Genomic DNA, 24,877 nt, shown 5'->3' with positions numbered 1-24,877 from the left:
GTGAACTGGGCGGACGCCGGATCAGCAGTCCAGCTTGCGCATCGTGCACATCAGGCCGGCCTCGGCCACGATGTCGGTGCCCACCAGCGCCTTGGCGCCGAACTTGTAGATCCCGGCCTTGGCGCGGTCCAGCGTCACTTCCAGGATCAGCTGGTCGCCCGGCTCCACCGGACGCTTGAAGCGGGCGTTGTCGATGCCGGCGAAGTAGACGACGTGGTTCTCGTCCAGCGTGAAGTTGTAGCTCTCCACCGCCAGCAGCGTCGCGGCCTGCGCCAGCGCTTCCAGGATCAGCACGCCCGGCATCACCGGCCGGTGCGGGAAGTGGCCGAGGAAGAAGGGCTCGTTGATGCTGACGTTCTTGATCGCGCGGATGCGCACGCCCTTCTCCACCTCCAGGACGCGGTCCACCAGCAGGATCGGGTAGCGATGCGGCAGCTTCTCGAGGATGCCGTGGATGTCGATGCGGGTCTCGTTCATGTCGTCTTCTTTTCCAGGGCTCGCACGCGTTGGCGCAGCTCATAGAGCCCGCGCAGCGCGGCGGCGTTCTTCTGCCAGGAGGCGGCGTCCTCGAAAGGCCACATGCCGGCGTAGGCGCCGGCCTTGTCGATGCTGTTGCTGATGTTGGCCGTCGGGCCGATCTGCACGCCGTCGGTGATCTTGATGTGGCCGTTGATGCGCGCCGCGCCGGCCACGATGCAGTTCGCGCCGATCTCGGCGCTGCCCGCGATCGCCACCGCGCCGGCGATGGCCGTGCCCCGGCCGATCTTCACGTTGTGGGCGATCTGGACCAGGTTGTCGATGATCACGCCGTCGGCGATCACCGTGTCGCCCAGGGCGCCACGGTCGATGCAGGTGTTGGCGCCGATCTCGACACCGTCGCCGATGCGCACCGCGCCGAGCTGCTCGATCTTCACCCACTCGACGCCGGCGGCACCCTTGGTGGGCGCGAAGCCGAAACCATCGGCGCCGATCACCACGCCGCTGTGCACCAGCGAATGGGCACCGATCACGCAGTCATGGCCGAACACCACATGGGGCGCCAGGCGCGTGTGCGCGCCGACGCGGGCGTCCTGCTCGACGATCGTGTGCGCGCCGATGCGGGCGCCGTCGCCCAGTACCGCGCCGGATTCGATCACCGCATGCGGGCCGACCTCGACGTCATGGCCGAGGGTCGCGTCCGGCGCGACCGTGGCCGTCGGGTGGATGCCCGGCGCCGCGCGCGGCTTGCGCATGTTCGCGGCCCACCACTGGGTCAGCCGGGCGAAATAGAGGTAGGGATCCGGCGCGACGATGCAGCAGGCGGTCGTGCCGTCGCCACGACGCGCGGCGGCGGCCGGGGCCAGCTTGGGCGACACGATCACGCAGGCCGCGCCGGTGGTGGCGAGCTGCGCCTCGTACTTGGGATTCGAGAGGAAGGCGATCGCGGCCGCGCCGGCCTCCTCGAGTGGCGCGATCGCGCGGATCGCCACATCGGAGGCACCAAGAAGATCGCCGCCCAAGGCGGCGATCAGATCCGAGACCAGAACCTGCTTCGTGGTCACTTCGCGTGTCACTTCTGGTTGTTGAGCGCGTCGATCACCTTCTTCGTGATGTCCACGCGGGGGCTGGCATGAATCGCGTCCTGAACGATCAGGTCGTACTTCTCCTGCTCGAAGATCTGCTTGATGACCTTGTTGGCCTTCTCGATCACCGCGGAGAGTTCCTCGTTCTTGCGCTGGGCGACGTCCTCGTTGAACTCGCGGCGCTTGCGCTGCAGGTCGCGGTCCTGCTCGATCAGCTCGCGCTGGCGGCGGCCGCGTTCGGCTTCGCTCAGCGCGGGGCTGTCCTTGTCGAGCTTCTCGGCGGCGCCGCGCAGCTTGGTCTCCAGGTCCAGCAGGGCCTTCTCCCGGCGGCTGAACTCGGCCTGCAGCTTGGTCTCGGCGGCCTTGGCCAGGTTGGTCTCGCGCAGGATCCGCTCGCTGTTGACGTAGCCGATCTTGACTTCCTGGGCTTGCGCGCCCAGGGTCGCCGCACCCGCCAACAGGACGGTGGCGACGATCTGCGACAGCTTGCTCTTCATCAGAATGCAGTCCCGATCTGGAATTGGAATCGCTCGATTCTATCCGTGGACTTCTTGCGGATCGGCGAGCCGTAGCTCAGGCGCAGCGGGCCCATCGGCGACAGCCAGCTGATGCCCACGCCGGCCGAAGCGCGGACGTCCTGGAAGTCCAGCTTCTCGTCCTGGCCCCAGACGTTGCCGGCGTCGAGGAAGCCGAACAGTCGGAAACTCTTGTCGTTGCCGGAGCCCGGCACCGGCACGTAGAACTCGGTGTTCAGGTTGAACTTGCGGTTGCCGCCGGTGTAGGAACCGGTGACGTCGACCGGGCCCAGCGTGCCGGGCTCGAACACCCGCACCGAGCCCAGGCCGCCGCCGTAGAAGTTCTTGAAGATCGGATACGGCCGGCCGCCCAGGCCCTTGCCGTAGGCGAACTCGCCGTTGATCATCAGCGAGAACTTGCGCCCCAGGGGGAAGAACTCCTGGTACTGCAGGTTGGCGATCGTGTAGCGCGAATCGCCGACCGGGCTCATTTCCAGGTTGACCCGCTTCATCGCACCGGCGGTCGGGGTGATCACCGAATCGCGGTTGTCCTTCTTCCAGCCGATCGTCAGCGGGATCGACATCGCCGACGCGCCGAACTGCTCGCGGAACAGCCAGTAGCTATTGGGCAGGCCGGTGCGCGTCGTGATGCGCGTCGTCTCGTAGCCGATGCCGAAGAAGACGGTGTCGTCCTCCGAGAACGGCACGCCGAACTTGACCGAACCGCCGTACGAGGCGAACTCGTACTCCTCGCCCAGGTTGTTGATCGGCTTGACGGTGCGATAGAACACATCGATCGCACGCGACACGCCGTCGACGGTGAAGTAGGGGTCCACCGTCGTCACGCCCAGCGAGCGGCCGGTGCTGGCGGTGTTGACCTGGATGCCCAGGTAGTTGCCAGAGCCGAAGACGTTCTCCTGCGAGATCGAGCCGGACAGCGACAGCTTGCTCGCGCTCGAGTAGCCCGCGCCGATCTGGATGTTGCCGGTCGGACGCTCCGTCACCGTCAGCGTGACGTCGACCTGGTCGGGCGAGCCCGGCACCTCGGTCGTGTCGATCGTGACGTCCTTGAAGTAGCCCAGGCGCTCGACGCGGTCGCGCGAGGCCTTGATGCGGGCGCCGTCGTACCAGGACGATTCGAACTGGCGGAACTCGCGACGGATGACTTCGTCGCGGGTGCGCGTGTTCCCGGAGATCAGCACGCGGCGCACGTAGACGCGGCGCTGCGGCTCGCCGACCAGCGTGACGGTGACCTGGCCGGTGGCGCGGTCGATCTCGGGCCGGCTCTCGACGCGGGCGAAGGCGTAGCCGAAGGTGCCGTAGAGGTCCTGGAAGTTGCGCGTCGTCTGCGCCACCGCCTCGCCGTTGTAGGGCTGGCCGGGCTTGAGCGCGACCAGGCGCTTGAATTCCTCGTCGCGGCCGAGGAAGTCGCCTTCCAGCTTGATGCCGTTGACGGTGTAGGGCTGGCCTTCGCTGATCGTGATCGCGACGCTGATGCTCTGCTTGTCCGGCGAGATCGTGACCTGCGTCGACTCGACGTTGAACTCGAGGTAGCCGCGGTTCAGGTAGTACGAGCGGATCGTCTCCAGGTCGGCGTTCAGCTTGGCACGCGAATAGCGGTCGGTCTTCGTGTACCAGGTCAGCCAGCCGGAGGTGGTCTGCTCGAGCAGCCCGGTCAGGGTGCTCTCGCTGAAGACCTTGTTGCCGAGGATGCGGATCTCGGCGATCTTGGCCGGCTCGCCCTCGGTCACCGAGAAGCTGACGTTGACGCGATTGCGCTCGATCGGGGTGATCGTCGTGGTGACCTCGGCGCCGTACAGCGAGCGGGTCAGGTATTGCCGCTTCAGTTCCTGTTCGGCGCGGTCGGCCAGCGCCTTGTCGAAGGGCTTGCCCTCGCCGATGCCGACGTCCTTCAGCGACTTGGTCAGGGCCTCGGTGTCGAACTCCTTGAGGCCGACGAAGCTGACGTTGGCGATGATCGGACGTTCCTCGATCACGATGACCACGGCATCGGTGTCGAGGTTGATCCGCACGTCCTTGAACAGTCCGGTCGCGAACAGCGCCCGTAGCGCGGCGGCGCCCTTCTCGTCGTTGTAGGTGTCACCGATGCGGAAGGGCAGCGCCGCGAAGACCGTGCCCGGGTCGGTGCGCTGCAGGCCTTCGACGCGGATGTCCTTGAGTACGAACGGATCGGCGGCCCAGGCGGAACCGGCGTGCAGCGCGGTGGCCAGCACCGCCAGTTGGATCACGTGGGGGCGCAGGGCGTCGGGCAGGAATCGGGACATGCGGAAGCTTCAGTGCAGACCCAGCGTGCGGGTCAGATCGTTGAAAAGGGCCAGGCTCATCATCAGCAGCACGACGGCAATGCCTGCGCGTTGCAGCTGCTTGTGCCACCACTCAGAGACAGGGCGGCCGCTCAAACCCTCGAAAAGATAATACATCAGGTGTCCGCCATCGAGCATCGGCAGCGGCAGCAGGTTCAGCACCCCGAGGCTCACGCTGACCGCCGCGAGGAAGCTCAGGAAAGCCGCCAGTCCGAGGCTCGCCGACTGGTCCGCGGCCTTGGCGATCGTGAGGGGGCCGCTGAGGTTCTTTACCGAAGCTTCACCGACCAGCATGCGCCCCAGCGTCTTCACCGTGAGCGCGCTGAGTTCCCAGGTGCGGGTCAGGCCTTGCCTCACCGATTCGATGGGGCCGTAGTGGACGGTCACCAGCGCCGGTCGGGCATCGAAGCCGGCACCGATGCGAGCGACGCGCTGGTCGCCGGCGATCTCCACCCGCGGCGTCACCACCCGTTCCAGGGACTGGCCGTCGCGAAGCACCTGCAGTCTCAGCGGCTCGGCCTGGTTGTCGACCACCGCGCGGCGCACGCGCTGGATGAACCAGGCGACGTCCGGCACCGGTTCGTCATTGACGCGCAGCACGCGATCGCCCGGCAGCAGGCCGGCGGCCTCGGCGGGCTCGCCCTGGACCATGCGCCCCAGCACCGGCTCGACGAACACGCCACCCAGACCGATGCGGCCCATGGTCTTCTCGTCGAAGTCGCGGCTCTCCAGCGTGTCGGTGTCCAGTCGGACCGTGCGGCGGCCGTGTCCGGCCGCGTCGCTGACGCTCAGCAGCAGCGGTCGCTTGTCGGCCACCGCCTGCGCCAGTTGCCAGCCGAAGTCCGGCATCGATCGCACGTCCTGCCAGTCCTCGCCGTCGGTGGACCAGGCCTGCACCAGGTCGCCGGCGCGCAGGCCGGCCCGTTCCGCCAGGCCGCCGGCCACCGGCGAACCGAGCAGCGCCTTCGGCTCCTCGCGCCCGATCCAGCCGACCGCCGCGAACAGCAGCACCGCCAGGATCAGGTTGGCGGCCGGACCCGCGGCGACGATGGCCGCGCGCTGCCACAGCGTTTTGCGATTGAAGGCCTGCGACTGCTCACCGGGCGCCACTGGGCCGTCGCTTTCGTCGAGCATGCGGACATAGCCGCCGAGCGGGATCGCGCTGAGCGTGAACTCGGTGCCCTCCGGCGACTTGCGCCGGCGCAGCAGCACGCGGCCGAAGCCGACCGAGAAGCGCAGGACCTTGACGCCGCAGGCGCGGGCGACGCGGTAGTGGCCCCACTCGTGGATCACGATGAGAATGCCCAGCGTGACGAGGAAGTAGAGGACTTGGGAGAGCATCGCGGGCGTCCTGGATCGAAAGCTGGGTCGGTGCGGCGACCGGTGGAGGAAGGTCAGACCGCCGCGGCAAGCGCCGCGATCCGCTGCCGGGCATGCCGGCGGGCCCGGGCGTCGAGTGCCAGCAGGCCATCGACGCTGTCGACCTCGCCGGCCTGCGGCATCACCGCCTCGAGCGCGTCGCGGTTGATGCGACAGATGTGATCGAAGCGCAGCTGACGATCCAGGAAGGCGGCGACTGCTTCCTCGTTGGCCGCGTTCAGGACCGCGGTGCTGCCCTCGGCCGCGCGCAGCGCCTGCCACGACAGATGCAAGCCCGGGAAGCGGTCGGCATCCGCCTCCTCGAAGGCGAGGCTGGGGGTCTTGAGCAGGTCCAGCAATCCGGCCCCCGATTCGACGCGCTCGGGGAAAGCCAGCGCATAGGCGATGGGCACGCGCATGTCCGGCGTGCCGAGCTGCGCCAGCACCGAGTGGTCGCGGCAGACCACCATCGAGTGCACGATGCTCTGCGGATGGATCAGGACCTTGATCTGTTCGGGCTTCAGGTTGAAGAGCCAGCGCGCCTCGATGACCTCGAGCGCCTTGTTCATCATCGTGGCGGAGTCGACCGAGATCTTGCGGCCCATCACCCAGTTCGGATGCGCGCAGGCCTGCTCCGGCGTGACATCGGCCAGCGAGGCCGGGTCGCGCTGGCGGAACGGCCCGCCGGACGCGGTCAGCACGATGTGGTCGATGCGCTGGGACCAGGTCGACCGGTCCTCGGGCAGGCACTGGAAGATCGCGGAATGCTCGGAGTCCACCGGCAGCAGCGTGGCGCCGCCCTGCTCCACCGTGTGCATGAACAGCGCGCCGCCGAGCACGATGGCTTCCTTGTTGGCGAGCAGCAGCCGCTTGCCCGCGCGCGCCGCCGCCATCGCCGGCGGTAGTCCTGCCGCGCCGACGATCGCCGCCATCACGGCATCCACCTCGGGATGGGCCGCGACCTCGCTGAGCGCGGCCATGCCGTCGAGCACCTCGGTGCGCGAGCCGGCCTCGCGCAGCGTCGCGCGCAGTTGGGCCGCCAGCTTGGCGTCCGGCAGCACCGCGAAACGCGGCTGATGTTGCAGACATTGCGCCGCCAGTTCGTCGACGCGACTCATCGCGGACAGCGCGAAGACGCGGTAGCGGTCGGGATGCCGCGCGATCACGTCCAGCGTGCTGGTGCCGATCGATCCGGTGGACCCCAGCACGCAGACCTGCTGCGGACGGTGGAAGGTGGAGCTCATCGCTGGGGAATCCGCGGTATCAGAGGGAAGTCAGCGCCAGTGCCAGCGGCAGGACCGGCAACAGCGCGTCGACACGGTCCAGCACGCCGCCGTGGCCCGGCAGCAGCTGGCTGCTGTCCTTGGCGCCGGCGGCCCGCTTGACCAACGATTCGAACAGGTCGCCGACGACGCTCATCGCCGACAGGAAGACCAGCGCCAGCAGCGACACCAGGCCCAGCCGCTGCACCAGCACGGTGTACATCGAGGGCGAATCCACCGGCAGGCGCACGTCGATCACATGCACCCAGACGACGCCCAGGACGATCACGCCGACGAGGCCGCCGATCGCGCCTTCCCAACTCTTTCCCGGGCTGATCGCAGGCGCCAGCTTGCGCCGGCCGAAGGTCTTGCCGGCGAAGTAGGCGGCGACGTCGGCCATCCAGACCAGGCACATCGCCGACAGCAGGAAATTGATGCCGCGCTGGCGCGCGACGACCAGCGCCAGCCAGGCCGCCCACAGCAGCACCGCGCCCAGGAGCAGCCGAAGCGCCGGCGACAGTCTGGGCCAGCCGGCAACACCGACTGCCAGCGCGCGCACGCCGCCAAGCACCCACAGCCCGCCAGCCAGCCACCAGCACCATGTCGGCACCTGGAAGCCGACGACGTAGAACGTCGCCGCGCAGACCGCCGCGAGCGCCGCGCCGAACAGGAGCGCCGGCACGCCGGGCTTGCCGTTCAGCCGCGACCATTCCCACCCGGCCGCCGCGATCATGACCAGCGTCAGCAGCGCGAACCAGATCGGGTTCGACGCGAACAGCGCCGGCAACAGGATCGCCAGCAACACCAGGGCCGTGATCACGCGCTGAAGCAGCATTTCAAGCCTCCTGGGCGACGCCCGGCACGTTGACGCCACCGAAACGGCGGTCGCGCGCCCGGAACGCGGCGATCGCCTCGTCCAGTTGCGCTTCGCCGAACTCCGGCCACAAGCAGTCGGAGAACACGAATTCGGTGTACGCGGTCTGCCAGAGCATGAAGTTGCTGATGCGCAGCTCGCCGCCGGTGCGGATGAACAGGTCGGGATCCGGCGCGTAGCTCATCGCCATGAACTCGGACAGCTTCGCCTCGGTCAGCTCGGCAGGCGGCACACCCGCCTCCATCGCCTTGCGGCAGGCCTGGACGATGTCCCAGCGGCCGCCGTAGTTGAAGGCGACGTTCAGCGTCAGCTTCGAGTTGTGGGCGGTGGAGTTCTCGGCTTCGGCCCAGGCGGCCCGCAGCTTGTCGGACACCGCCTCGCGGTCGCCGACGATGCGGATCCGCACGCCCATCGCGCCCATGCGCGCCAGGTAGCGGGAGACCGCCGCCAGCACCAGCCCCATCAGCCCGGAGACCTCGTCGCTGGGCCGCTTCCAGTTCTCGCTGGAGAAGGCGAAGACGGTGAGGTATTCGATGTCGCGGTCGATGCAGGCCTGCACCACGCGCACCAGGGCGTCCACCCCCTGCTTGTGACCGAAGAAGCGCGGCAGGAAGCGCTTCTTCGCCCATCGACCGTTGCCATCCATGACGATGGCCACATGGCGGGGCACACCCGCCTTGCTGTCGGCGCTCACAAGAACGCGACGATCAGACGGCCATGATCTCGGCTTCCTTGGCCGAGAGCAGCTTGTCGATCTCGTTGACGACACGGTCGGTCAGCTTCTGGACCTCGTCCTGGCTGCGGCGCTCGTCGTCCTCGGTGATGACCTTGTCCTTGGCCATCTTCTTCGCCTGTTCGTTGGCGTCGCGGCGCAGGTTGCGCACGGCCACCTTGGCATCCTCGGCAGCGCCCTTGGCGACCTTCACCAGATCGCGGCGGCGCTCCTCGGACAGCGGCGGCATCGGCACGCGGATCAGGTCCCCCTGCGACGACGGGTTCAGGCCCAGGTCGGATTCGCGGATGGCCTTCTCGATCTTCGCGCCCATGCCCTTCTCCCAGGGCTGCACGCTGACCGTGCGGGCATCCAGCAGCGTGACGTTGGCCACCTGCGAGATCGGCACCATCGAGCCGTAGTAGTCCACATGCACCTGGTCCAGCAGGCCCGGGTGGGCGCGGCCGGTACGGATCTTCTGCAGTTCGTTCTTGAAGGCCTCGACGGACTTGGCCATCTTGGCTTCGACGTTCTTCTTGATGTCGGCGATGCTCATGTTCTTTTCCTCTCAGACGTGCACCAGGGTGCCTTCGTCCTCACCCATCACGACGCGCTTGAGCGCGCCCGGCTTGAAGATCGAGAACACCTTGATGGGGAGCTTCTGGTCGCGGCACAGCGCGAACGCGGTCGCGTCCAGGACTTGCAGGTTCTTGCTGATGGCTTCGTCGAAGGTGATGCGCGCATAGCGCGTCGCGGTCGGATCCTTCTTCGGGTCGGCGGTGTACACGCCGTCCACCTTGGTCGCCTTCAGCATGATCTCGGCGCCCACTTCCGCGCCGCGCAGCGCGGCGGCCGTGTCGGTGGTGAAGAAGGGATTGCCGGTGCCGGCCGCGAAGACGACGACCTTGCCTTCTTCCAGGTATTGCAGCGCCTTGGGGCGCACATAGGGCTCGACGACCTGCTCGATCGCGATCGCCGACATGACGCGGGCGGTCATGCCTTCCTGGCGCATCGTGTCGGCCAGGGCCAGCGAGTTCATCACCGTCGCCAGCATGCCCATGTAATCGGCCGTCGCGCGGTCCATGCCCACCGAGCCGCCCGCCACGCCGCGGAAGATGTTGCCGCCGCCGATGACGACCGCGACCTCGACGCCGAGCTTCGTCACTTCCTGGATTTCCTGCACCATGCGCACGATGGTCGCGCGATTGATGCCGTAGGAGTCGTCGCCCATCAGGGCTTCACCGGAAAGCTTGAGCAGGATGCGTTTGTGGGCGGGCATTGTTACCTCGTCAATACAGCCGATAGAGAGAGTGTCGTGCGTGCGCCTGCATGCGCAAGCGCACAAGTGTAAAGGGCGCCAGAGGCGCCCTTTTTGAGTCGCGATGCTTATTGCTGCTTGCTCGCGGCCGCCACCTGGGCAGCCACTTCGGCAGCGAAGTCGTCGACCTTCTTCTCGATGCCTTCGCCCACCACGTACAGGGTGAACGACTTCACCGTCGTGGCCTTCTCCTTCAGCATCTGCGCGACGGTCTGCTTGCCGTCGGCGGCCTTCACGAAGACCTGGTCCAGCAGCGAGACTTCCTTCAGGAACTTCTGCACCGAGCCCTCGACCATCTTGGCGACGATCTCGGCCGGCTTGCCGGATTCGGCGGCCTTCTCGGCGGCGATCTTGCGCTCCTTCTCGACCAGCTCGGCCGGGACTTCGGCGGACGACAGCGCGGCCGGCTTCATGGCGGCGACGTGCATCGCGACGTCCTTGGCGGCGACCTCGTCACCCTCGAACTCGACGATCACGCCGATGCGGGTGCCGTGCAGGTAGGAAGCCAGCTTGGCGCCTTCGTAGCGCTTGAAGCGGCGGATCGTCATGTTCTCGCCGATCTTGCCGATCAGGCCCTTGCGCACGTCCTCGACCGTCGGGCCGAAGCCTTCCTGCGACAGCGGCAGGGCGGACAGGGCAGCGATGTCGGCGGGGTTGTGCTCGGCGACCAGGCCGGCCAGCGCGTTCACGAAGGCCAGGAAGGCGTCGTTCTTCGAGACGAAGTCGGTCTCGCAGTTGACTTCGATGACGGCACCGGCGGCGCCCTTCACCGCAGCGGCGACGACGCCTTCAGCGGTGATGCGCGAGGCGGCCTTGCCGGCCTTGTTGCCCAGCTTGACGCGCAGGATCTCTTCCGCGCGGGTCATGTCGCCGTCGGCCTCGGTCAGGGCCTTCTTGCACTCCATCATCGGGGAGTCGGTGCGGGCGCGCAGCTCGGCGACCATGCTTGCGGTAATTGCTGCCATTTCAATCTCCGTGTGTCGCGGCCCGGAACGACCCGGCGCCGCGGAATTCTGAATCTGATTGGACGAAGGGGGCTGAATCAGCCCCCTTGTCATGTCCCGTGCGGGCTCAGGGCCTGAATCAGGCGCCTTCGTTCACTTCCACGAACTCGTCGCCTTCGGCGGCGACGGCCTGGACGACTTCGTTCGTCGAGTTGGCGCGGCCTTCCAGCACTGCGTCGGCGACGGCCTTGGCGTACAGGGCGACAGCCTTGGCCGAGTCGTCGTTGCCGGGGATGACGTAGTCGATGCCTTCGGGCGAGTGGTTGGTGTCGACGACGCCGATGACCGGGATGCCCAGCTTCTTGGCTTCCGCGACGGCGATCTTGTGATAGCCGACGTCGATCACGAACAGCGCGTCAGGCAGGGCCGCCATGTCCTGGATGCCGCCGATGTTCTTTTCCAGCTTGCTGATGTCACGCTGGAACATCAGGGCTTCCTTCTTGATCGCGGGCTGGGTGCCGGCGTCGATCTGGCTCTGCATGTCCTTGAGCTTCTTCAGCGAGGTCTTGACCGTCTTGAAGTTGGTCAGCGTGCCGCCCAGCCAACGCTGGTTCACGCTGGGCACGCCGGCGCGCTCGGCTTCGGCGGCGACGATGTCACGGGCCTGGCGCTTGGTGCCGACCATCAGGATCGTGCCGCGCTTGGCAGCGAGCTGGCGCACGAACTTGAGGGCTTCCTCGAACGCGGGCAGCGTCTTCTCGAGGTTGATGATGTGGATCTTGTTGCGATGGCCGTAGATATACGGGGCCATCTTGGGGTTCCAGAAGCGGGTTTGGTGACCGAAATGGACGCCGGCTTCCAGCATCTCACGCATCGTGACGGACATAAGTACTCCGAAGGTTGGTTCTAGAATCCGGCACGAATTGCGACGTCTGCTTGTACGTTGCAACACCTTGATTCGCCGGATCCGCGAATTTGCGAGGCGCGACAAGGACTTGGAGTCCTGCACCGCACGCCGCGTTCCCGCCGGACTCCAACCCCCTTGGCTGGGTCATCCGGCAAAAACCCGAAGAGTATAACCCGTTTTGGCATGCCGATCGACTTGACCGACGCGCTGGCGTCGCTGCGCGAGGGCCGCCAGTCGGCCCTGGCCCTGCTCACCGACAACTTGGCCCGTGCCGACGCCCCGGCCTGCGAGCTCGCCTTCCTGCGGCGCTTCGACGCGGACGCGCGCGCCGCCGCGCAGGCCTCCGACCTGGCGGCCGCCCGTGGCGGGCCCCGCCCCCCGCTGGGCGGTCTGGCGGTCTCGGTGAAGGACCTGTTCGACGTCGCCGGCCATCCGACCACCGCCGCCTCCGCCGCGATGGCCGACGCAGCGCCCGCCACCCTCGACGCCCCGGCCGTCGCACGGCTGCGCGCCGCCGGCGCCGCACTGGTCGGGCACACCCACCTGAGCGAATTCGCCTTCTCCGGCGTCGGCATCAATCCGCATCACGGCACGCCGCGGAATCCGGCGACCGCCGCGATCGACGACCGGCCGCGCATTCCCGGCGGCTCGACCTCCGGCGGCGCGGTCAGCGTCGCTGCGGGCGCGGCCTGGGCCGCGCTCGGCTCCGACACCGGCGGCTCGCTGCGGATCCCTGCCGCGTTGCAGGGGCTGGTCGGTTTCAAGGGCACGGCGCGGCGCGTGCCACTCGGCGGTTGCCTGCCACTCTCCCCGTCGCTGGACACCGCCGGCGCGATCACCCGCTCGGTGAGGGATGCGGCGCTGCTGGATGCCGTGCTGAGCGGCGCCCCGCTTGAGATCGACGCGCGTCCGCTGTCGGCCTGGCGATTCGCGATCACGCCGACGTTCATGCAGGACGAGCTCGAGCCGGCCGTCGCGACCGCCTTCGAGCGCGCCCTGGCGACGCTGAGGTCCGCCGGCGCGCGCATCGAGGAACGCGCGCTGCCCGCCCTGCCCCGTGTGGCGGAACTGCAAACCCAGGGCGGCATCACCGCCGCCGAAGCCTGGGCGTGGCACCATGCGCGCCTCGCCGAACGCGGCGATCGCTACGACCCGCGCGTCGCGCTGCGCATCCGCCGCGGCGCGGCGATCACGCCCGACGCCTACCAGGCGCTGCTCGACGCGCGCCAGCGCTGGATCCACGACATGACGACCTCGATGCAGGGCACCGAGGTCTTCCTCAGCCCCACCGTTCCCCTGCAAGCCCCGGAGATCGCCCCCTTGCTGCACAGCGACGACCTGTTCTTTGCCACCAATGCGCGCCTGCTGCGCAACACCGCCGTCGTGAACCTGCTCGACGGCTGCGCGATCTCGATCCCCTGCCAGCACCCCGGCGAACTGCCGGTCGGCCTGATGCTGTGGGCGCCGGCGTCGCACGACGCCGCCGTGCTGGGCGCCGCCGCGCGCGTCGAGGCGGCCCTGGCCGCGGGAGCGCGCTGAGATGCGGATCGCGATCATCGGTGCCGGACTGGCCGGCGTGACCAGCGCCTACGAACTCGCGCTGCAGGGGCACGAGGTCCAGGTCTTCGAACGCGACACCAGCGTCGCGACCGGCGCGAGCTTCGCGCCGCCTGGACTCATCGCGCCGGGCCTGATGGCTGCGGGGGCCAACCCGCCGCTGCGCTGGCGCGGCAAGCCGGGCCAGCTCGGCTGGCGCTTCGCCCACTGGCGCGCCGGCCGCGCGCGCGGCGCGCAGGCAATGCCCGAGGCGCTGCATGCGCTGGCGCTGCGGGGCCAGGCGGTGATGGCGGTGTGGCGGCGCGAACTCCAGATGGAGGTCGAGCGCGAGGCTGGCGTGCTGCTGCTGTGGCGCAGCGCCAAGGACTACAAGGCCGCGGCAGCGCTGCTGGCCAGGCTGCAGGAGCGGCAGGTGCCGCACCGCGAGCTCGATGCCGAGGGATGTCGCGCGCAAGAGCCGGGACTCAACGCGGAGACGTCTCTGCACGGCGGCATCCTGCTGTCGCAGGACGAGGCGGCGAACGCGCGTCAGTTCAGCCAGGCGCTGCGGGTGGAAGCGCAGCGACTGGGCGTGCGCTGGCACTTCAACACCGACGTGCTGCGCATCGAGCCCGGCAGCTCGCCCGCGGTGCATGTCGCGGCCGGCGAGCCGGTGCGCGTGGATGCGGTGCTGGTGTGTGCGGGCAAGGGCGCGGCACCGCTGCTCGCCGCACAGGGCCTGAAGCTGCCTTGGGGGACGGTCCACACCCACACGATCACCGCGCCGCTGCGGCAGCTGGAAGCCCATCCGGACCTGGGGCCGCGCGCCACCGTCCTGGACATGAGCCTCGGCGTCAGCCTGACACGGCTGGGACAGCGGGTGCGCGTCGGCGGCGCCAACGAATTGGGCGGCTCGTCGGCGCAGCCCGACGGCCAATCGATGGGCGCGCTGCACCAGGCGGCGCACGACTGGTTCCCCGGCGCCCTGCTGGCTGGCGGCCAGCAGCGCTGGAAGACTGCGCGGCTGCTGCTGCCGGACGAGTTGCCGCTGATCGGCGAATCCGGCCTGCCCGGCGTCTGGCTCAACATCGGCCACGGCGAGCATGGCTGGACCATGGCCGGCGCCGCGGCGCAACTGCTCTCGGCACGGTTGGCGAAGAAGGATCCCGGCATCGACGCCGCGCTGCTGGAGCCCGGCCGGCTGCGCTGATCACGCCGCCGACAAGAACACGTCGTGCGGCGGTCCCCGCGCGCCGCTTCGCCCGCTCGAAGCGATAGAGTCGGCGCCATGCGGCCCGTCCTCCCCCTTTCTCGCGCGCAGCCTCTGCACGATGCCGTGTCGAGCCGACGCATCGAGTCGGCTGCGCTCTCGCGCCATGCGCCTCACGCGCTGATCGAACGAGCCGGCCTGGCGGTCGCCCGGCTCGCGCTGGCGCTGCGTCCGTTGGGCCGGCTCGCGGTGGTCCTTGCCGGCCCCGGCAACAACGGCGGCGACGGCCTCATCGCGGCCCGGCATCTCGCCGCACGCGGATGGCGAGTCGACCTGCGTCTCGTCGGCGCCGAACCGACGCCCGGCACCGACGCGGCCCATGCGCTCGACAGCGCACGCGCCGCCGGCCTGGCGCCGCTCACCGACCTCGGCACGATGCCGCGCGATGCCGATCTGGTCATCGACGCCCTCCTCGGCCTCGGCGCGAGCCGTGCGCCCGAGGGCGCGTTCGCCGAAGCGATCCGGGCCGTCGAGGCCCTGCGACGCGCAGGAGGCCTGGTGCTGTCGGTGGACCTGCCGAGCGGGCTCGACGCACGCACCGGCCAGCCACTGGGCGCCCACGTGGTCGAGGCCGATCACACGCTGACCTTCCTGACGCTCAAGAGCGGGCTGTTCACCGGCGAGGGGCGCGCGCTCGCCGGTCGTCTCTGGTTCGACGACCTCGGCGAGCCGCAGGGCGATGCGCCGGGCGGCGAGGTCGCTGCGCATGCGCCGGCCCTGCTGTTCGGCCGTGAGCGCATCGCGCACTGGCAGCGCGACTTCCCCCGCTCGGCCTCGAGCCACAAGGGGCGGCATGGCGACGTGGTCGTGCTCGGCGGCGCACCGACGATGCGCGGCGCCGCCTGGCTCGCGGCCACGTCGGCACTCGCTGCAGGCGCGGGGCGGGTCTATGCGGCGCTGCCGGACGACGACGGCCTGGCCTGGCCGGCGCGTCCGGAGCTGATGCACTGGGATTTCGCGCGCTGGAGCGCGCCGGCTGACGCCTGGCGCGACGTCGTCGCGGTGTGCGGCTGCGGCGGCGGTACGGCGATCGCGCCGGCGCTTTCGACCGTGCTGCATGGCGCTCAACGTGTCGTGCTCGATGCCGACGCGCTGAATCTCGTGGCCACCGACGAAGCGCTGCAGGCGGCGCTGTGCCGTCGCGCCGCGCATGGCTGGCCGACTCTCCTGACACCCCATCCGCTGGAAGCCGCCCGCCTGCTCGGATTCCGGTCGGCCGCCGACGTGCAGGCCGATCGGCTCGCGGCCGCCGCCCAACTGGCAGCGCGTTTCGGCGCGACGGTGGTGCTGAAGGGCTCGGGCAGCGTCGTCGCGACGCCGCAGGAGCCGCTGTCGATCAACAGCACCGGCTCGTCGGCGCTGGCAACGGCGGGCAGCGGCGACGTGCTGGCCGGCTGGATCGGCGGGATGTGGGCCCAGTCGCCGGAGATCCCGCCGCACGCGCTCGCCACGGCGGCCGTCGCGTGGCACGGCGCCGCCGCGGAAGGTCATGCCGGGCCGATGCTCGCTGCGGATCTCGTGGCAGCGATGGCCGCGCTACACGCTGGGGCGGCCTAGCGCGCAAGCGCCGCGTTCGGCCACGCGAGCCGCCACGCCCACAGTGAAGAAAGCCTGGCAATGCCAGGCCTTCTTCGTGGTGCCGCTCGAAGCGGGCGGTCGCCCGTCAGGCGCCCCGCTTGCGACGCGTCGTCTTGGCCGCGGGGGCCCCGCTGCCTTTCGCGGCGACGGTCTTCGCCGCACTGCGCGCCGTGCGCTTGGCCGCCTTGACCGGATGCGCCGCCGCGCCCTTGGTCGCGCGCTCCGACTTGCGCCGCTCAGCCTTCAGCACGCGATCGGCCTGCTCGATGCGCTCGAGCGCATCGGCCGCCGTGGGCGGATCCGGCGGCGGCAGTGGCATCGGCTCGACCGTCGCGGCAGGCGCGGCAGCGGCTTCACGCCGTGCACGCTGCTCGGCGCGCTTGTCCTGCTTGCGCGCCGGCCCCTTGCCGTCGCCCCGCTTGTCACCGAACTTGTCGCGGTGGGCGCCGCGCAGCAGGCGGTGCTCGTCCTGCTCACGCACCAGCCGGAAATCGATCTTGCGGCCGTCCAGGTCGACACGGCTGACCTGCACCTGCACCCGCGCGCCGGTGGCATAGCGGATGCCGGTGCGCTCGCCCCGGAGCTCCTGGCGGACCTCGTCGAAGCGGAAGTACTCGCCACCGAGTTCGGTGATGTGGACCAGGCCCTCGACATACATCGCGTCGAGCTGCACGAACAGGCCGAAGCTCGTCACCGCGCTGACGGTGCCGGCGAACTCCTCGCCGAGGTGGTCGCGCATGTAGCGGCACTTCAGCCAGGCCTCGACATCGCGGGAGGCCTCGTCGGCCCGGCGCTCGTTGGCGCTGCAATGTGCGCCGACGACTTCCCAGCGCTCGAGCTCGGTCGACGCCAGCCCCGGGTTCGGGATCTTCGGCGCAGCCTTGCCCGGACGCTTGGGCAGCGGGTTGGCCGCCTCCATCTTGTGGGCGTCGAGGGCGTACTTCTTCGTGCCGAGCAAGGCCTTGATCACGCGATGCACCAGCAGGTCCGGATAGCGCCGGATCGGGCTGGTGAAGTGGGTGTAGGCCTGGTAGGCGAGCCCGAAGTGACCCGAGTTGAACGGCGTGTAGATCGCCTGCTGCATCGAGCGCAGCAGCATGGTATGGATCTGCTGGGCGTCGGGTCGGTCCTTGGTCGCTTGCGCGATCGCCTGGAACTCGCCCGGCGTCGGATCGTCGCTGATGCCCATTCCGATGCCCAGCGCGCGCAGGTAGGCCTGCAGCGTGCCGCGCTTCTCGGGCGTCGGGCCCTCGTGGACGCGATACAGCGATGCATGCTTGCCGCCGGCGATGAAGTCGGCCGCGCAGACGTTGGCGGCGAGCATCGCCTCCTCGATCAGCCGGTGGGCCTCGTTGCGGGTGCGCGGCACGATCTTCTCGATGCGGCCGTTGTCGTCGCAGACGATCTGGGTTTCGGTGGTCTCGAAGTCCACCGCGCCGCGCTTGGCCCGCTGCGACAGCAGCGCGCGGTAGACCTCGTGCAAGTGCAGCAGGTGCGGCACCAGCGCCTGGCGCTTGTGGGCCTCGGGACCATGCGTGTTGCCGAGGATCGCCGCCACCTCGGTGTAAGTGAAGCGCGCATGCGAGTTGATGACGGCGGGATAGAACTGGTAGGCGTGCAGTTCGCCGGCCTCGGTGACCAGCATGTCGCAGACCATGGACAGGCGGTCCTGCTCCGGGTTCAGCGAGCACAGGCCGTTGGAGAGCTTCTCCGGCAGCATCGGAATGACGCGACGCGGGAAGTAGACCGAGGTCGCGCGCTCGTAGGCGTCGCGATCCAGCGGCTCGCCAGGCTTGACGTAATGGCTGACGTCGGCGATCGCCACCAGCAGGCGCCAGCCCTTGAAGGCGGTCTTGCCTCTGCCCTGCTTGTGCGGTTCGCAGTAGACGGCATCGTCGAAGTCACGCGCGTCCTCGCCGTCGATGGTCACCAGCGCCACGTCGCGCAGGTCGATGCGATGCTTCATGTCGACCGCGCGGACGCGGTCGGGCAGCTTCGCGGCCTGCTGCAGCGTGTCGGGGCTGAAGGCATGCGGGACCTCGTACTTGCGCACGGCGATCTCGATCTCCATGCCGGGGTCGTCGATCTCCCCCAGCACCTCCGTCACCCGACCGACCGGCTGCGAGTACAGCGACGGCGGTTCGGTCAGCTCGACCGCGACGATCTGGCCGGCGGTGGCGTTGGCGATCGCATTCTTCGGGACGAGGATGTCCTGGCCGTAACGCTTGTCTTCCGGCGCGACGAGCCAGATGCCGGACTCGAGCAGCAGCCGGCCGATGATGGGCTTCTTGCGGCGCTCGAGGATCTCCAGCACGCGGCCTTCGGGGCGGTTGCGCTTGTCGAAGCGCACGACACGCACCCGCAGGCGGTCGCCGTGCATCACGGCGTGCATCTCCTGCGAGGACAGGTAAACGTCCGGCTGGCCGTCGTCGGGCATCAGGAATCCGTGCCCGTCCCGGTGACCTTGCACCGTGCCTTCGATCTCCCCCATCAGCGGATGGCTCTGGGGGCTTGCGTTCTTGAAGTTTTTGATAATAGAATCCTTGTCTTTCCTGAAACGCAGAAGCAGTTTGGCGTTTCGAAGAAACTGAAGGCTCAAGAATACTTCAAGAAGTGGCTTGAGCGAGGTTTCTCGGGGTGCTGGCTTCTGACCTTGCCCAGGTGGCGGAATTGGTAGACGCACTAGTTTCAGGTACTAGCGGGTAACTCCGTGGAGGTTCGAGTCCTCTCCTGGGCACCATATTCGAAAAGCCGGCTTCAAGCCGGCTTTTCTCATTCTTCTGCCCAGGAAGTGATGCCCGGTGGGCATCACGGGGGGACTCGAATGGTTTGGACCGTTGGTCCAAACCGGGGTCGCGCGCAGCGTGACCGAGTCCTCTCCTGCGACGGCAGCGATCGCTGCCCGCCGCGCCCGCCCCAAAGCAAAAAGGGCCGACATATCAGTCGACCCCTTCCCTCAGATCGCGAACTTCTTCGCCAGCGCATCCGGCCGCAGCGCGTCGTAATCCTCGAACGGCTGATGGATCCACGGGCTGGTTTCCAGCATCTCGACGTAATAGTCCGGCGTGTACTCCGACACGCTCTTGGTCCAGATCACCGCCGAGCGCAGCTCGCTGATCGCCGGCATGCCCCGCAGCCGCTCGACCACCGCCTTCAGCGTCACGCCGGAGTCCGCCAGGTCGTCCACCAGCAGCACGCGGCCGGCGAGTTCGCCCTTGGGCATGGTGATGTACTTGGCGATGTCCAGGCGTCCCTGGATCGTGCCGGCCTCGGCGCGGTAGGAGCTGGTGGACATGATGCCCAGCGGCTTGTCGAAGACACGCGACAGCACGTCGCCAGGACGCATGCCGCCACGCGCCAGGCACAGGATCTGGTCGAACTCCCAGCCGGAGGCATGCACCTTCAGCGCCAGGCGTTCAATCAACAGGTGGTATTCATCCCAGGACACGTACAGATGTTTGCCGTCGTCGGTCAGCATGGGGGAGGCTCCTCAGCGAAGAATGGTCAGGTCTGGATAAGACGAAATTGGACAGGGTCCGAGCGATCGCTCAGGCCTGGAACGGGTGCTGCAGCAGGATGGTGTGCTCGCGGTCGGGACCGGTGGACACCATGGCGATCGGTGCGCCGATCACCGCTTCCACGCGCTTCAGGTACTTGCGCGCGTTCTCCGGCAGCTGCTCCCAGCGGGTGATGCCGAAGGTCGATTCGGTCCAGCCGGGGAAGACTTCGTAAATGGGCTTGCAGGCGGCAATCTCATCGCCGTCCAGCGGCAGGATGTCGATCTGCTTGCCGTCGAGCTCATAGCCGACGCACATGTTGATCTCGGCCAGGCCGTCCAGCACGTCCAGCTTGGTCAGGCACAGGCCAGTGATGCCGTTGATGATGATCGAGCGCTTCAGCGCGGCCGCATCCAGCCAGCCGCAGCGGCGCGCACGTCCGGTGACGGTGCCCCGCTCCTGGCCCACCGTCGACAGGTGATGTCCGACGGTGCCCGGGGTTTCCCAATCCAGCTCGGTCGGGAACGGGCCCGAGCCGACACGCGTCGCATAGGCCTTGGTGATGCCCAGCATGTAATGCAGCATCTGCGGCCCCACGCCCGCGCCCGCAGCGGCATTGCCGGCAACGCAGTTGCTCGAGGTCACATACGGATAGGTGCCGTGGTCGATGTCCAGCAGCGTGCCCTGCGCACCTTCGAACAGGATGTTCTGGCCGGCCTGATGCGCCTTGTGCAGCAGATAGCCGACGTCGGCCATCATCGGCTTGATCTGCTCGGCCAGCGCCATCGCGTGGTCGAAGATCGGCTGGAACTCCAGCGCCTTCGCATTCAGGTAACTGGTCAGCGCGACGTTGTGCAGGTCGATCAGCTCCTTGAGCTTCTTGGCGAAGCGTTCCGGATGCTTCAGGTCCTGCACCCGCAGCGCGCGGCGGGCGACCTTGTCCTCATAGGCCGGGCCGATGCCCTTGCCGGTGGTGCCGATCTTGCCGCTGCCGCTGCTCTCGCGCAGCGCCTCGCGGGCGCGGTCGACCTCGACGTGGAACGGCAGGATCAGCGGGCAGGACTCGCTGATGTACAGGCGCGAACGCACCTCGACGCCAGCCTTCTCCAGCCGCTCGATCTCCGACAGCAGATGGGTCGGGTCCAGCACCACGCCGTTGCCGATGTAGCAGGCGACGCCGTCGCGCATGATGCCCGACGGGATCAGCTGCAGCGCCGTCTTCACGCCCTTGATGACCAGCGTGTGGCCAGCGTTGTGACCGCCCTGGAAGCGCACCACGCCCTGCGCGTGATCGGTCAGCCAGTCGACGACCTTGCCCTTGCCTTCGTCACCCCACTGGGTGCCGACGACCACCACGTTGCGGCCGCGCGCGATCTCACTGCTTTGCATGTCGTTCATCCGATGATTGGAGGTTGAGGGGTTGTGGGGCGGATCGCGTCGCTCAGAGCGATCGCAGCACCCATTGACCGCCGGCCTGCACCAGCTCGCGGTCGCATTCGAACTCGTCGTTCTCTTGGTCGTGGCCCGGCAGCACGCAGACCACGGTTTCGCCCTGTTCGCGCAGGCGACGGACGGCCGCGCGCAGGTCGGGATCCTCGCCCCAGGGCGCACGCACCGCGGCCCGCAGCGACGTGGCGGGAATCAACCCCACCAGCGTCTTCAGGTCCAGGCTGAAGCCGACCGCCGGGCGGCGGCGACCGAAGACCGCCCCCACCTCGTCATAGCGACCGCCGCGCAGGACGGCGTCGGTGCCACCCTCGGCGTACAGCGCGAAACGCACGCCGCTGTAGTAGCCGAAGCCCGGCAGGTCGGCGAGATCCACGCCGATGCGCACATCGGGATACGACGCGCGCAGGTGATGGATCAACCAGTCCAGGTCATCCAGCGCGGCCGTGACCAGCGCATTGGCCGGCAGCGCGCGGCGCGCGTCAGCCAGGACCTCGACGCCGCCGTAAAGGCGCAGCAGCGTCTGCAGCGCGGCGACGACGTCGTCCGGGAGTTCATTCGAGAACGCCGCCACGCCGGCCGCGTCCTTGGCGGCCATCGCGGCCACCAGCGCATTCAGACGATCCTCGCTCAGGGCGTGATCACCGAGCACGCCGCGCACCAGGCGCGCGTCGCCCAGATCCAGCACCAGCCGGGTCAGGCCGGCCCGCTGCATCGCATCGATGGCCAGTTCCTGCGCTTCCAGGTCGGCCTCGAGGCCGGCATGACCATAGATCTCGACACCGAACTGCAGCGGCTCGCGTGTCGCGGTCAGGCCTTCGGCACGGGTGTGCAGCACCGGTCCGCAGTAGCACAGGCGCGTCACGCCGGCGCGGTTGAGCAGGTGGGCGTCGATGCGGGCGACTTGCGGCGTCGTGTCGGCGCGCAGGCCCAGGCTGCGACCGGAAAGCTGGTCGACGAGCTTGAAGGTCTTGAGGTCCAGCGCCTGACCGGTGCCGGAAAGCAGCGAGTCGAGATGCTCCAGCATCGGAGGCATCACCAGCTCGCAACCGTAGGTCCGCGCCATGTCCAGCAACTCGCGGCGCAGTTCTTCGATGCGGCGGGCCTGGGAGGGCAGGACGTCAGCAATGTGCTCGGGCAGCAGCCAAGCAGAGGCCATGGACGTTCAGGGAGGGGGTTAAAAACGGCATTGTACCGGGGTCGCGACGGACCTCGGCCTTCGAGCCCCTCACGCGGGGGCCCGGCGCGGATTCGCCAACGATTCAGCGAGCCTTCGTGACAGGCTGCGCAGCCGGCCGCCCCGGGGATGCGTCAGAGCAGCAACAGCAGCAGCGCGCCGCAGACGAGGCTGGCCAGCCCGAGGAACCTCAGCTGCCCGTCGCTCATCGCCAACAGCCGGGCGAACAGCTGCCGCCAGGCGCCAGGATTCAGGAACGGCATCAGCCCTTCCATGATCAGCAGCAGCGCCAGCGCCGCCAGCCACTTGTCGCCGCTCATGACGAGAACGTCCTCCCCGGCTGCCGCCGGTCAGCTCGATGGCGAACGGGCGGGCCGACCGGCTCGCCCGGGGATCACTTCTTCGGGGCCGCGACCGGGGCGCCCGGGCCGCCGGTGCGCATCGTGTTGAAGAACTGGCTCGACGGGTCCAGCACCATCACGTCGCCCTTGCCCTTGAACGAGCGCTGGTATGCGTCGAGCGAGCGATAGAACTGCGCGAACTGGGGATCGCGGCCGAACGATTCGGAGTACAGCGCCGACGCCTTGGCGTCGCCCTCGCCCATGATCTTCTGCGCGTCGCGGTAGGCCTCGGCGGTGATGATCTCCCGCTGCTTGTCGGCATCGGCCTTGATCTTCTCGCCCTCGGCGGCGCCGGTCGAACGCAGTTCGTTGGCGACGCGGGCGCGTTCCGACTTCATGCGGTTGTAGACCGACTCGGTGATGTTGGCGGCGAAGTCGACCCGCTTCACCCGCACGTCGACGATCTCGATGCCGAACTGCTTGGCTTCTTCCTCCAGGCGCTTGCGCACATCCTGCATGACCTTCTCGCGCTCGGTGGCCAGCACCGCGCGCACGGTGCGCTTGGTCACTTCCTCGTTGAGCGCGGCCTGCACGATCGGGCTCAGGCGGGTTTCCAGATTGCGCAATTGCGTGCCGCTGTTGCGGATGTACTGGCGCGAGTCGACGATGCGCCACTTCACCAGCCAGTCGATGACCAGGCTCTTCTTCTCGGCAGTGAAGATCGGACGCGGGTCGGCCGCGTCCAGCGTCTGCACGCGGCGGTCAAGGAAGACCACGTTCTGCAGCGGCGGCGGCAGCTTGAACTTCAGGCCGGGCTCGGTGATCACTTCCTTGATCTCGCCCAGCGAATAGACGACCGCGAACTGGCGCTGGTCGACGACGAACAGCGTCGAGCTGGCGATCATGAACAGGATCAGCAGACCGACGACGACGGAGACGATGCGATTCATTGTTGTGGGCTCCCTGTCGATCAACGGCCGTCGCGATCGCGGCTGCGCATGCTGTCGCGCGAACGCGGATCGCTGCCCAGCGACGTGGCGCCGGAGGTCGCCGGATCGGTGGGCACCACCGGCGTGGGCGCCGTCGTTGTGACCGTGCCGCCGGGCTGCGTCTGCTGCATCAGCTTGTCCAGCGGCAGGTACAGCAGGTTGGAGCCGCTCCTGGCGTCGACCATCACCTTGGTCACCCGCGAGTAGACCTGCTGCATCGTGTCGATGTAGAGGCGGTCGCGCGTGACGGCCGGCGCCTTCTGGTACTCGGCCAGGACCGACTTGAAGCGTTGCGCGTCACCCTCGGCGAACGAGACGACCCGGGCGCGGTAGGCCTCGGCATCCTCGCGCAGGCGGGCCGCCTGGCCTTGCGCGCGGGGGATCACGTCGTTGGCATAGGCCTCGCCTTCGTTCTTCAAGCGCTCGCGGTCGGCGTTCGCGCGGAAGGCGTCGTCGAAGGCGGCCTGCACCTGCTCGGGCGGCTGCACGCTGCTGACGTTGACATTGACGATCTGGATGCCGGTCTTGAGCCGGTCCAGCTGCGCCTGGATGGACTTGGCGAGGTCGATCGCGATCGCGTCGCGCTGCTCGTACAGCACCGAGTCCATGTTGCTGCGGCCGACGATCTCGCGCACCGCCGATTCGGACGCCTGGTTGACGGCCTCGTCGGTGTTGAAGTTCTCGAAGAGATAGTCGCGCGCGTCCTTCAGCCGGTACTGCACGGTGAAGCGGATGTCGATGATGTTCTCGTCCTGCGTCAGCATCGACGAATCCCGCAGGCCAGACGCCTGGCCGACCGAATTGCGACCGACTTCGACGGACTGCAACTGCGTGAACGACACGACCTCGTGGGCCTGGAACGGATAAGGCAGTCGGTACTGGATACCGGCATCGACGGTGCGGCTGTACTTGCCGAACGAGGTGATGACGCCCTGCTGGCCTTCCTGGACGATGAACACGCCGCTGGCCAGCCAGCCCAGCACCACCACGCCGACCACCAGGCCGACGCCGATGCCGGCGCCCTTCATGTCGGGCTGCGGGCCACCGCCGCCGTTCCCGGCCGGACCGTTGCCATCATTGCCGCCGCGACCGCCGAACAGGCGCGAAAGCTTGCGGTTGAAATCGCGCCACAGCTCGTCCAGGTCGGGCGGGCCTTCGTTGCGGCCATTGCTCATCCAGAGCCCCACCCAGCGGCGCAGGCCACCGGCTCCGCCCTGCGGGCCACGTCCGCCGCCAGCGGCGGACAGGCGATCGTCTTGATTCATA

22 protein-coding genes and 1 tRNA gene are annotated in these 24,877 nt (G+C 68.5%); 4 read left to right on the top strand and 19 right to left on the bottom strand.

The features are described from left to right. Positions 1–21: 21 nt before the first annotated feature. The 12 genes from fabZ to rpsB all read right to left on the bottom strand — a co-directional run bounded on the left by fabZ (position 22) and on the right by rpsB (position 11,756). Positions 22–477 carry a 3-hydroxyacyl-ACP dehydratase FabZ gene (fabZ, locus tag CS062_RS11470; RefSeq protein ID WP_091722999.1) on the bottom strand — a complete coding sequence of 152 codons (456 nt, stop codon included), beginning with the start codon at positions 475–477 and terminating at the stop codon, positions 22–24. Further along, positions 474–1,541 carry a UDP-3-O-(3-hydroxymyristoyl)glucosamine N-acyltransferase gene (gene lpxD, locus CS062_RS11465; RefSeq protein ID WP_199174224.1) on the bottom strand — a complete coding sequence of 356 codons (1,068 nt, stop codon included), beginning with the start codon at positions 1,539–1,541 and terminating at the stop codon, positions 474–476. Before lpxD ends, fabZ begins: the two co-directional genes overlap by 4 nt. 8 nt (positions 1,542–1,549) lie before the next feature. Continuing rightward, a complete protein-coding gene (locus CS062_RS11460) occupies positions 1,550–2,059 on the bottom strand; it encodes an OmpH/Skp family outer membrane protein (RefSeq protein WP_099861765.1) in 510 nt (169 codons plus the stop codon). Then, positions 2,059–4,362 (bottom strand): outer membrane protein assembly factor BamA, encoded by a 2,304-nt coding sequence (bamA, locus tag CS062_RS11455; RefSeq protein ID WP_099861764.1) that lies wholly within the window; start codon positions 4,360–4,362, stop codon positions 2,059–2,061. The genes CS062_RS11460 and bamA overlap by 1 nt, the downstream gene beginning before the upstream one ends. Before the next feature lie 9 nt (positions 4,363–4,371). Then, positions 4,372–5,742 carry an RIP metalloprotease RseP gene (rseP, locus tag CS062_RS11450; RefSeq protein WP_099861763.1) on the bottom strand — a complete coding sequence of 457 codons (1,371 nt, stop codon included), beginning with the start codon at positions 5,740–5,742 and terminating at the stop codon, positions 4,372–4,374. Between the two features lie 53 nt (positions 5,743–5,795). Next, positions 5,796–7,004: a 1-deoxy-D-xylulose-5-phosphate reductoisomerase gene (gene ispC, locus CS062_RS11445; RefSeq protein ID WP_099861762.1), complete on the bottom strand. Its 1,209-nt coding sequence runs from the start codon at positions 7,002–7,004 to the stop codon at positions 5,796–5,798. 19 nt (positions 7,005–7,023) lie between these two features. Next, entirely contained in the window at positions 7,024–7,857 is an 834-nt protein-coding gene (locus CS062_RS11440; RefSeq protein ID WP_099861761.1) for a phosphatidate cytidylyltransferase, read from the bottom strand. Position 7,858: 1 nt separating this feature from the next. Further along, on the bottom strand, positions 7,859–8,590 hold the full coding sequence (uppS, locus tag CS062_RS11435) for a polyprenyl diphosphate synthase (protein ID WP_259373106.1): 732 nt from the start codon (positions 8,588–8,590) through the stop codon (positions 7,859–7,861). A gap of 13 nt (positions 8,591–8,603) precedes the next feature. Further along, a complete protein-coding gene (frr, locus tag CS062_RS11430; protein ID WP_099861760.1) occupies positions 8,604–9,164 on the bottom strand; it encodes a ribosome recycling factor in 561 nt (186 codons plus the stop codon). A 12-nt stretch (positions 9,165–9,176) separates the two neighbouring features. Beyond that, positions 9,177–9,887, bottom strand: a complete 711-nt coding sequence (pyrH, locus tag CS062_RS11425; RefSeq protein WP_091722969.1) for a UMP kinase — start codon at positions 9,885–9,887, stop codon at positions 9,177–9,179. A gap of 107 nt (positions 9,888–9,994) precedes the next feature. After that, entirely contained in the window at positions 9,995–10,891 is an 897-nt protein-coding gene (tsf, locus tag CS062_RS11420; protein ID WP_099861759.1) for a translation elongation factor Ts, read from the bottom strand. 118 nt (positions 10,892–11,009) lie between these two features. After that, positions 11,010–11,756 carry a 30S ribosomal protein S2 gene (gene rpsB, locus CS062_RS11415; protein ID WP_091722962.1) on the bottom strand — a complete coding sequence of 249 codons (747 nt, stop codon included), beginning with the start codon at positions 11,754–11,756 and terminating at the stop codon, positions 11,010–11,012. Between the two features lie 204 nt (positions 11,757–11,960). On the opposite strand from rpsB, the gene CS062_RS11410 reads away from it, so the two are divergent. From CS062_RS11410 to CS062_RS11400, 3 genes are all read left to right on the top strand, one after another. Beyond that, the gene (locus CS062_RS11410; protein WP_099861758.1) at positions 11,961–13,316 is read left to right on the top strand and encodes an amidase; all 1,356 of its coding nucleotides are present in this window, start codon (positions 11,961–11,963) and stop codon (positions 13,314–13,316) included. Position 13,317: 1 nt separating this feature from the next. Then, positions 13,318–14,523 (top strand): FAD-dependent oxidoreductase, encoded by a 1,206-nt coding sequence (locus tag CS062_RS11405; RefSeq protein ID WP_099861757.1) that lies wholly within the window; start codon positions 13,318–13,320, stop codon positions 14,521–14,523. Between the two features lie 126 nt (positions 14,524–14,649). After that, positions 14,650–16,140, top strand: coding sequence for an NAD(P)H-hydrate dehydratase (locus CS062_RS11400; RefSeq protein WP_233218024.1), 1,491 nt, complete (start codon positions 14,650–14,652; stop codon positions 16,138–16,140). Between the two features lie 106 nt (positions 16,141–16,246). Here CS062_RS11400 and rnr read toward each other — a convergent pair whose 3' ends face one another. Further along, complete coding sequence (gene rnr, locus CS062_RS11395) at positions 16,247–18,652, bottom strand: ribonuclease R (protein WP_233218023.1); 2,406 nt, start codon at positions 18,650–18,652, stop codon at positions 16,247–16,249. Positions 18,653–18,816: 164 nt separating this feature from the next. On the opposite strand from rnr, the gene CS062_RS11390 reads away from it, so the two are divergent. Beyond that, a tRNA-Leu gene (locus CS062_RS11390) sits at positions 18,817–18,901 on the top strand. A 216-nt stretch (positions 18,902–19,117) separates the two neighbouring features. Here CS062_RS11390 and CS062_RS11385 read toward each other — a convergent pair. The 6 genes from CS062_RS11385 to hflK form a co-directional block, all read right to left on the bottom strand. Continuing rightward, a complete protein-coding gene (locus CS062_RS11385) occupies positions 19,118–19,639 on the bottom strand; it encodes a phosphoribosyltransferase (protein ID WP_091722945.1) in 522 nt (173 codons plus the stop codon). Between the two features lie 70 nt (positions 19,640–19,709). Continuing rightward, on the bottom strand, positions 19,710–21,047 hold the full coding sequence (locus CS062_RS11380) for an adenylosuccinate synthase (RefSeq protein WP_099861792.1): 1,338 nt from the start codon (positions 21,045–21,047) through the stop codon (positions 19,710–19,712). Between the two features lie 52 nt (positions 21,048–21,099). Next, complete coding sequence (locus CS062_RS11375; RefSeq protein ID WP_099861755.1) at positions 21,100–22,263, bottom strand: ATP phosphoribosyltransferase regulatory subunit; 1,164 nt, start codon at positions 22,261–22,263, stop codon at positions 21,100–21,102. Positions 22,264–22,415: 152 nt separating this feature from the next. Continuing rightward, on the bottom strand, positions 22,416–22,601 hold the full coding sequence (locus CS062_RS11370) for a DUF2065 domain-containing protein (RefSeq protein WP_099861754.1): 186 nt from the start codon (positions 22,599–22,601) through the stop codon (positions 22,416–22,418). Between the two features lie 74 nt (positions 22,602–22,675). Beyond that, positions 22,676–23,572, bottom strand: a complete 897-nt coding sequence (gene hflC / locus CS062_RS11365; protein WP_099861753.1) for a protease modulator HflC — start codon at positions 23,570–23,572, stop codon at positions 22,676–22,678. A gap of 20 nt (positions 23,573–23,592) precedes the next feature. Next, entirely contained in the window at positions 23,593–24,786 is a 1,194-nt protein-coding gene (gene hflK / locus CS062_RS11360) for an FtsH protease activity modulator HflK (RefSeq protein ID WP_233218025.1), read from the bottom strand. Positions 24,787–24,877 lie beyond the last annotated feature (91 nt).

Source organism: Roseateles chitinivorans, assembly GCF_002761755.1.
GTDB classification, from domain to species: domain Bacteria; phylum Pseudomonadota; class Gammaproteobacteria; order Burkholderiales; family Burkholderiaceae_C; genus Roseateles; species Roseateles chitinivorans.
This window is presented reverse-complemented; position numbering and strand designations above follow the sequence as displayed.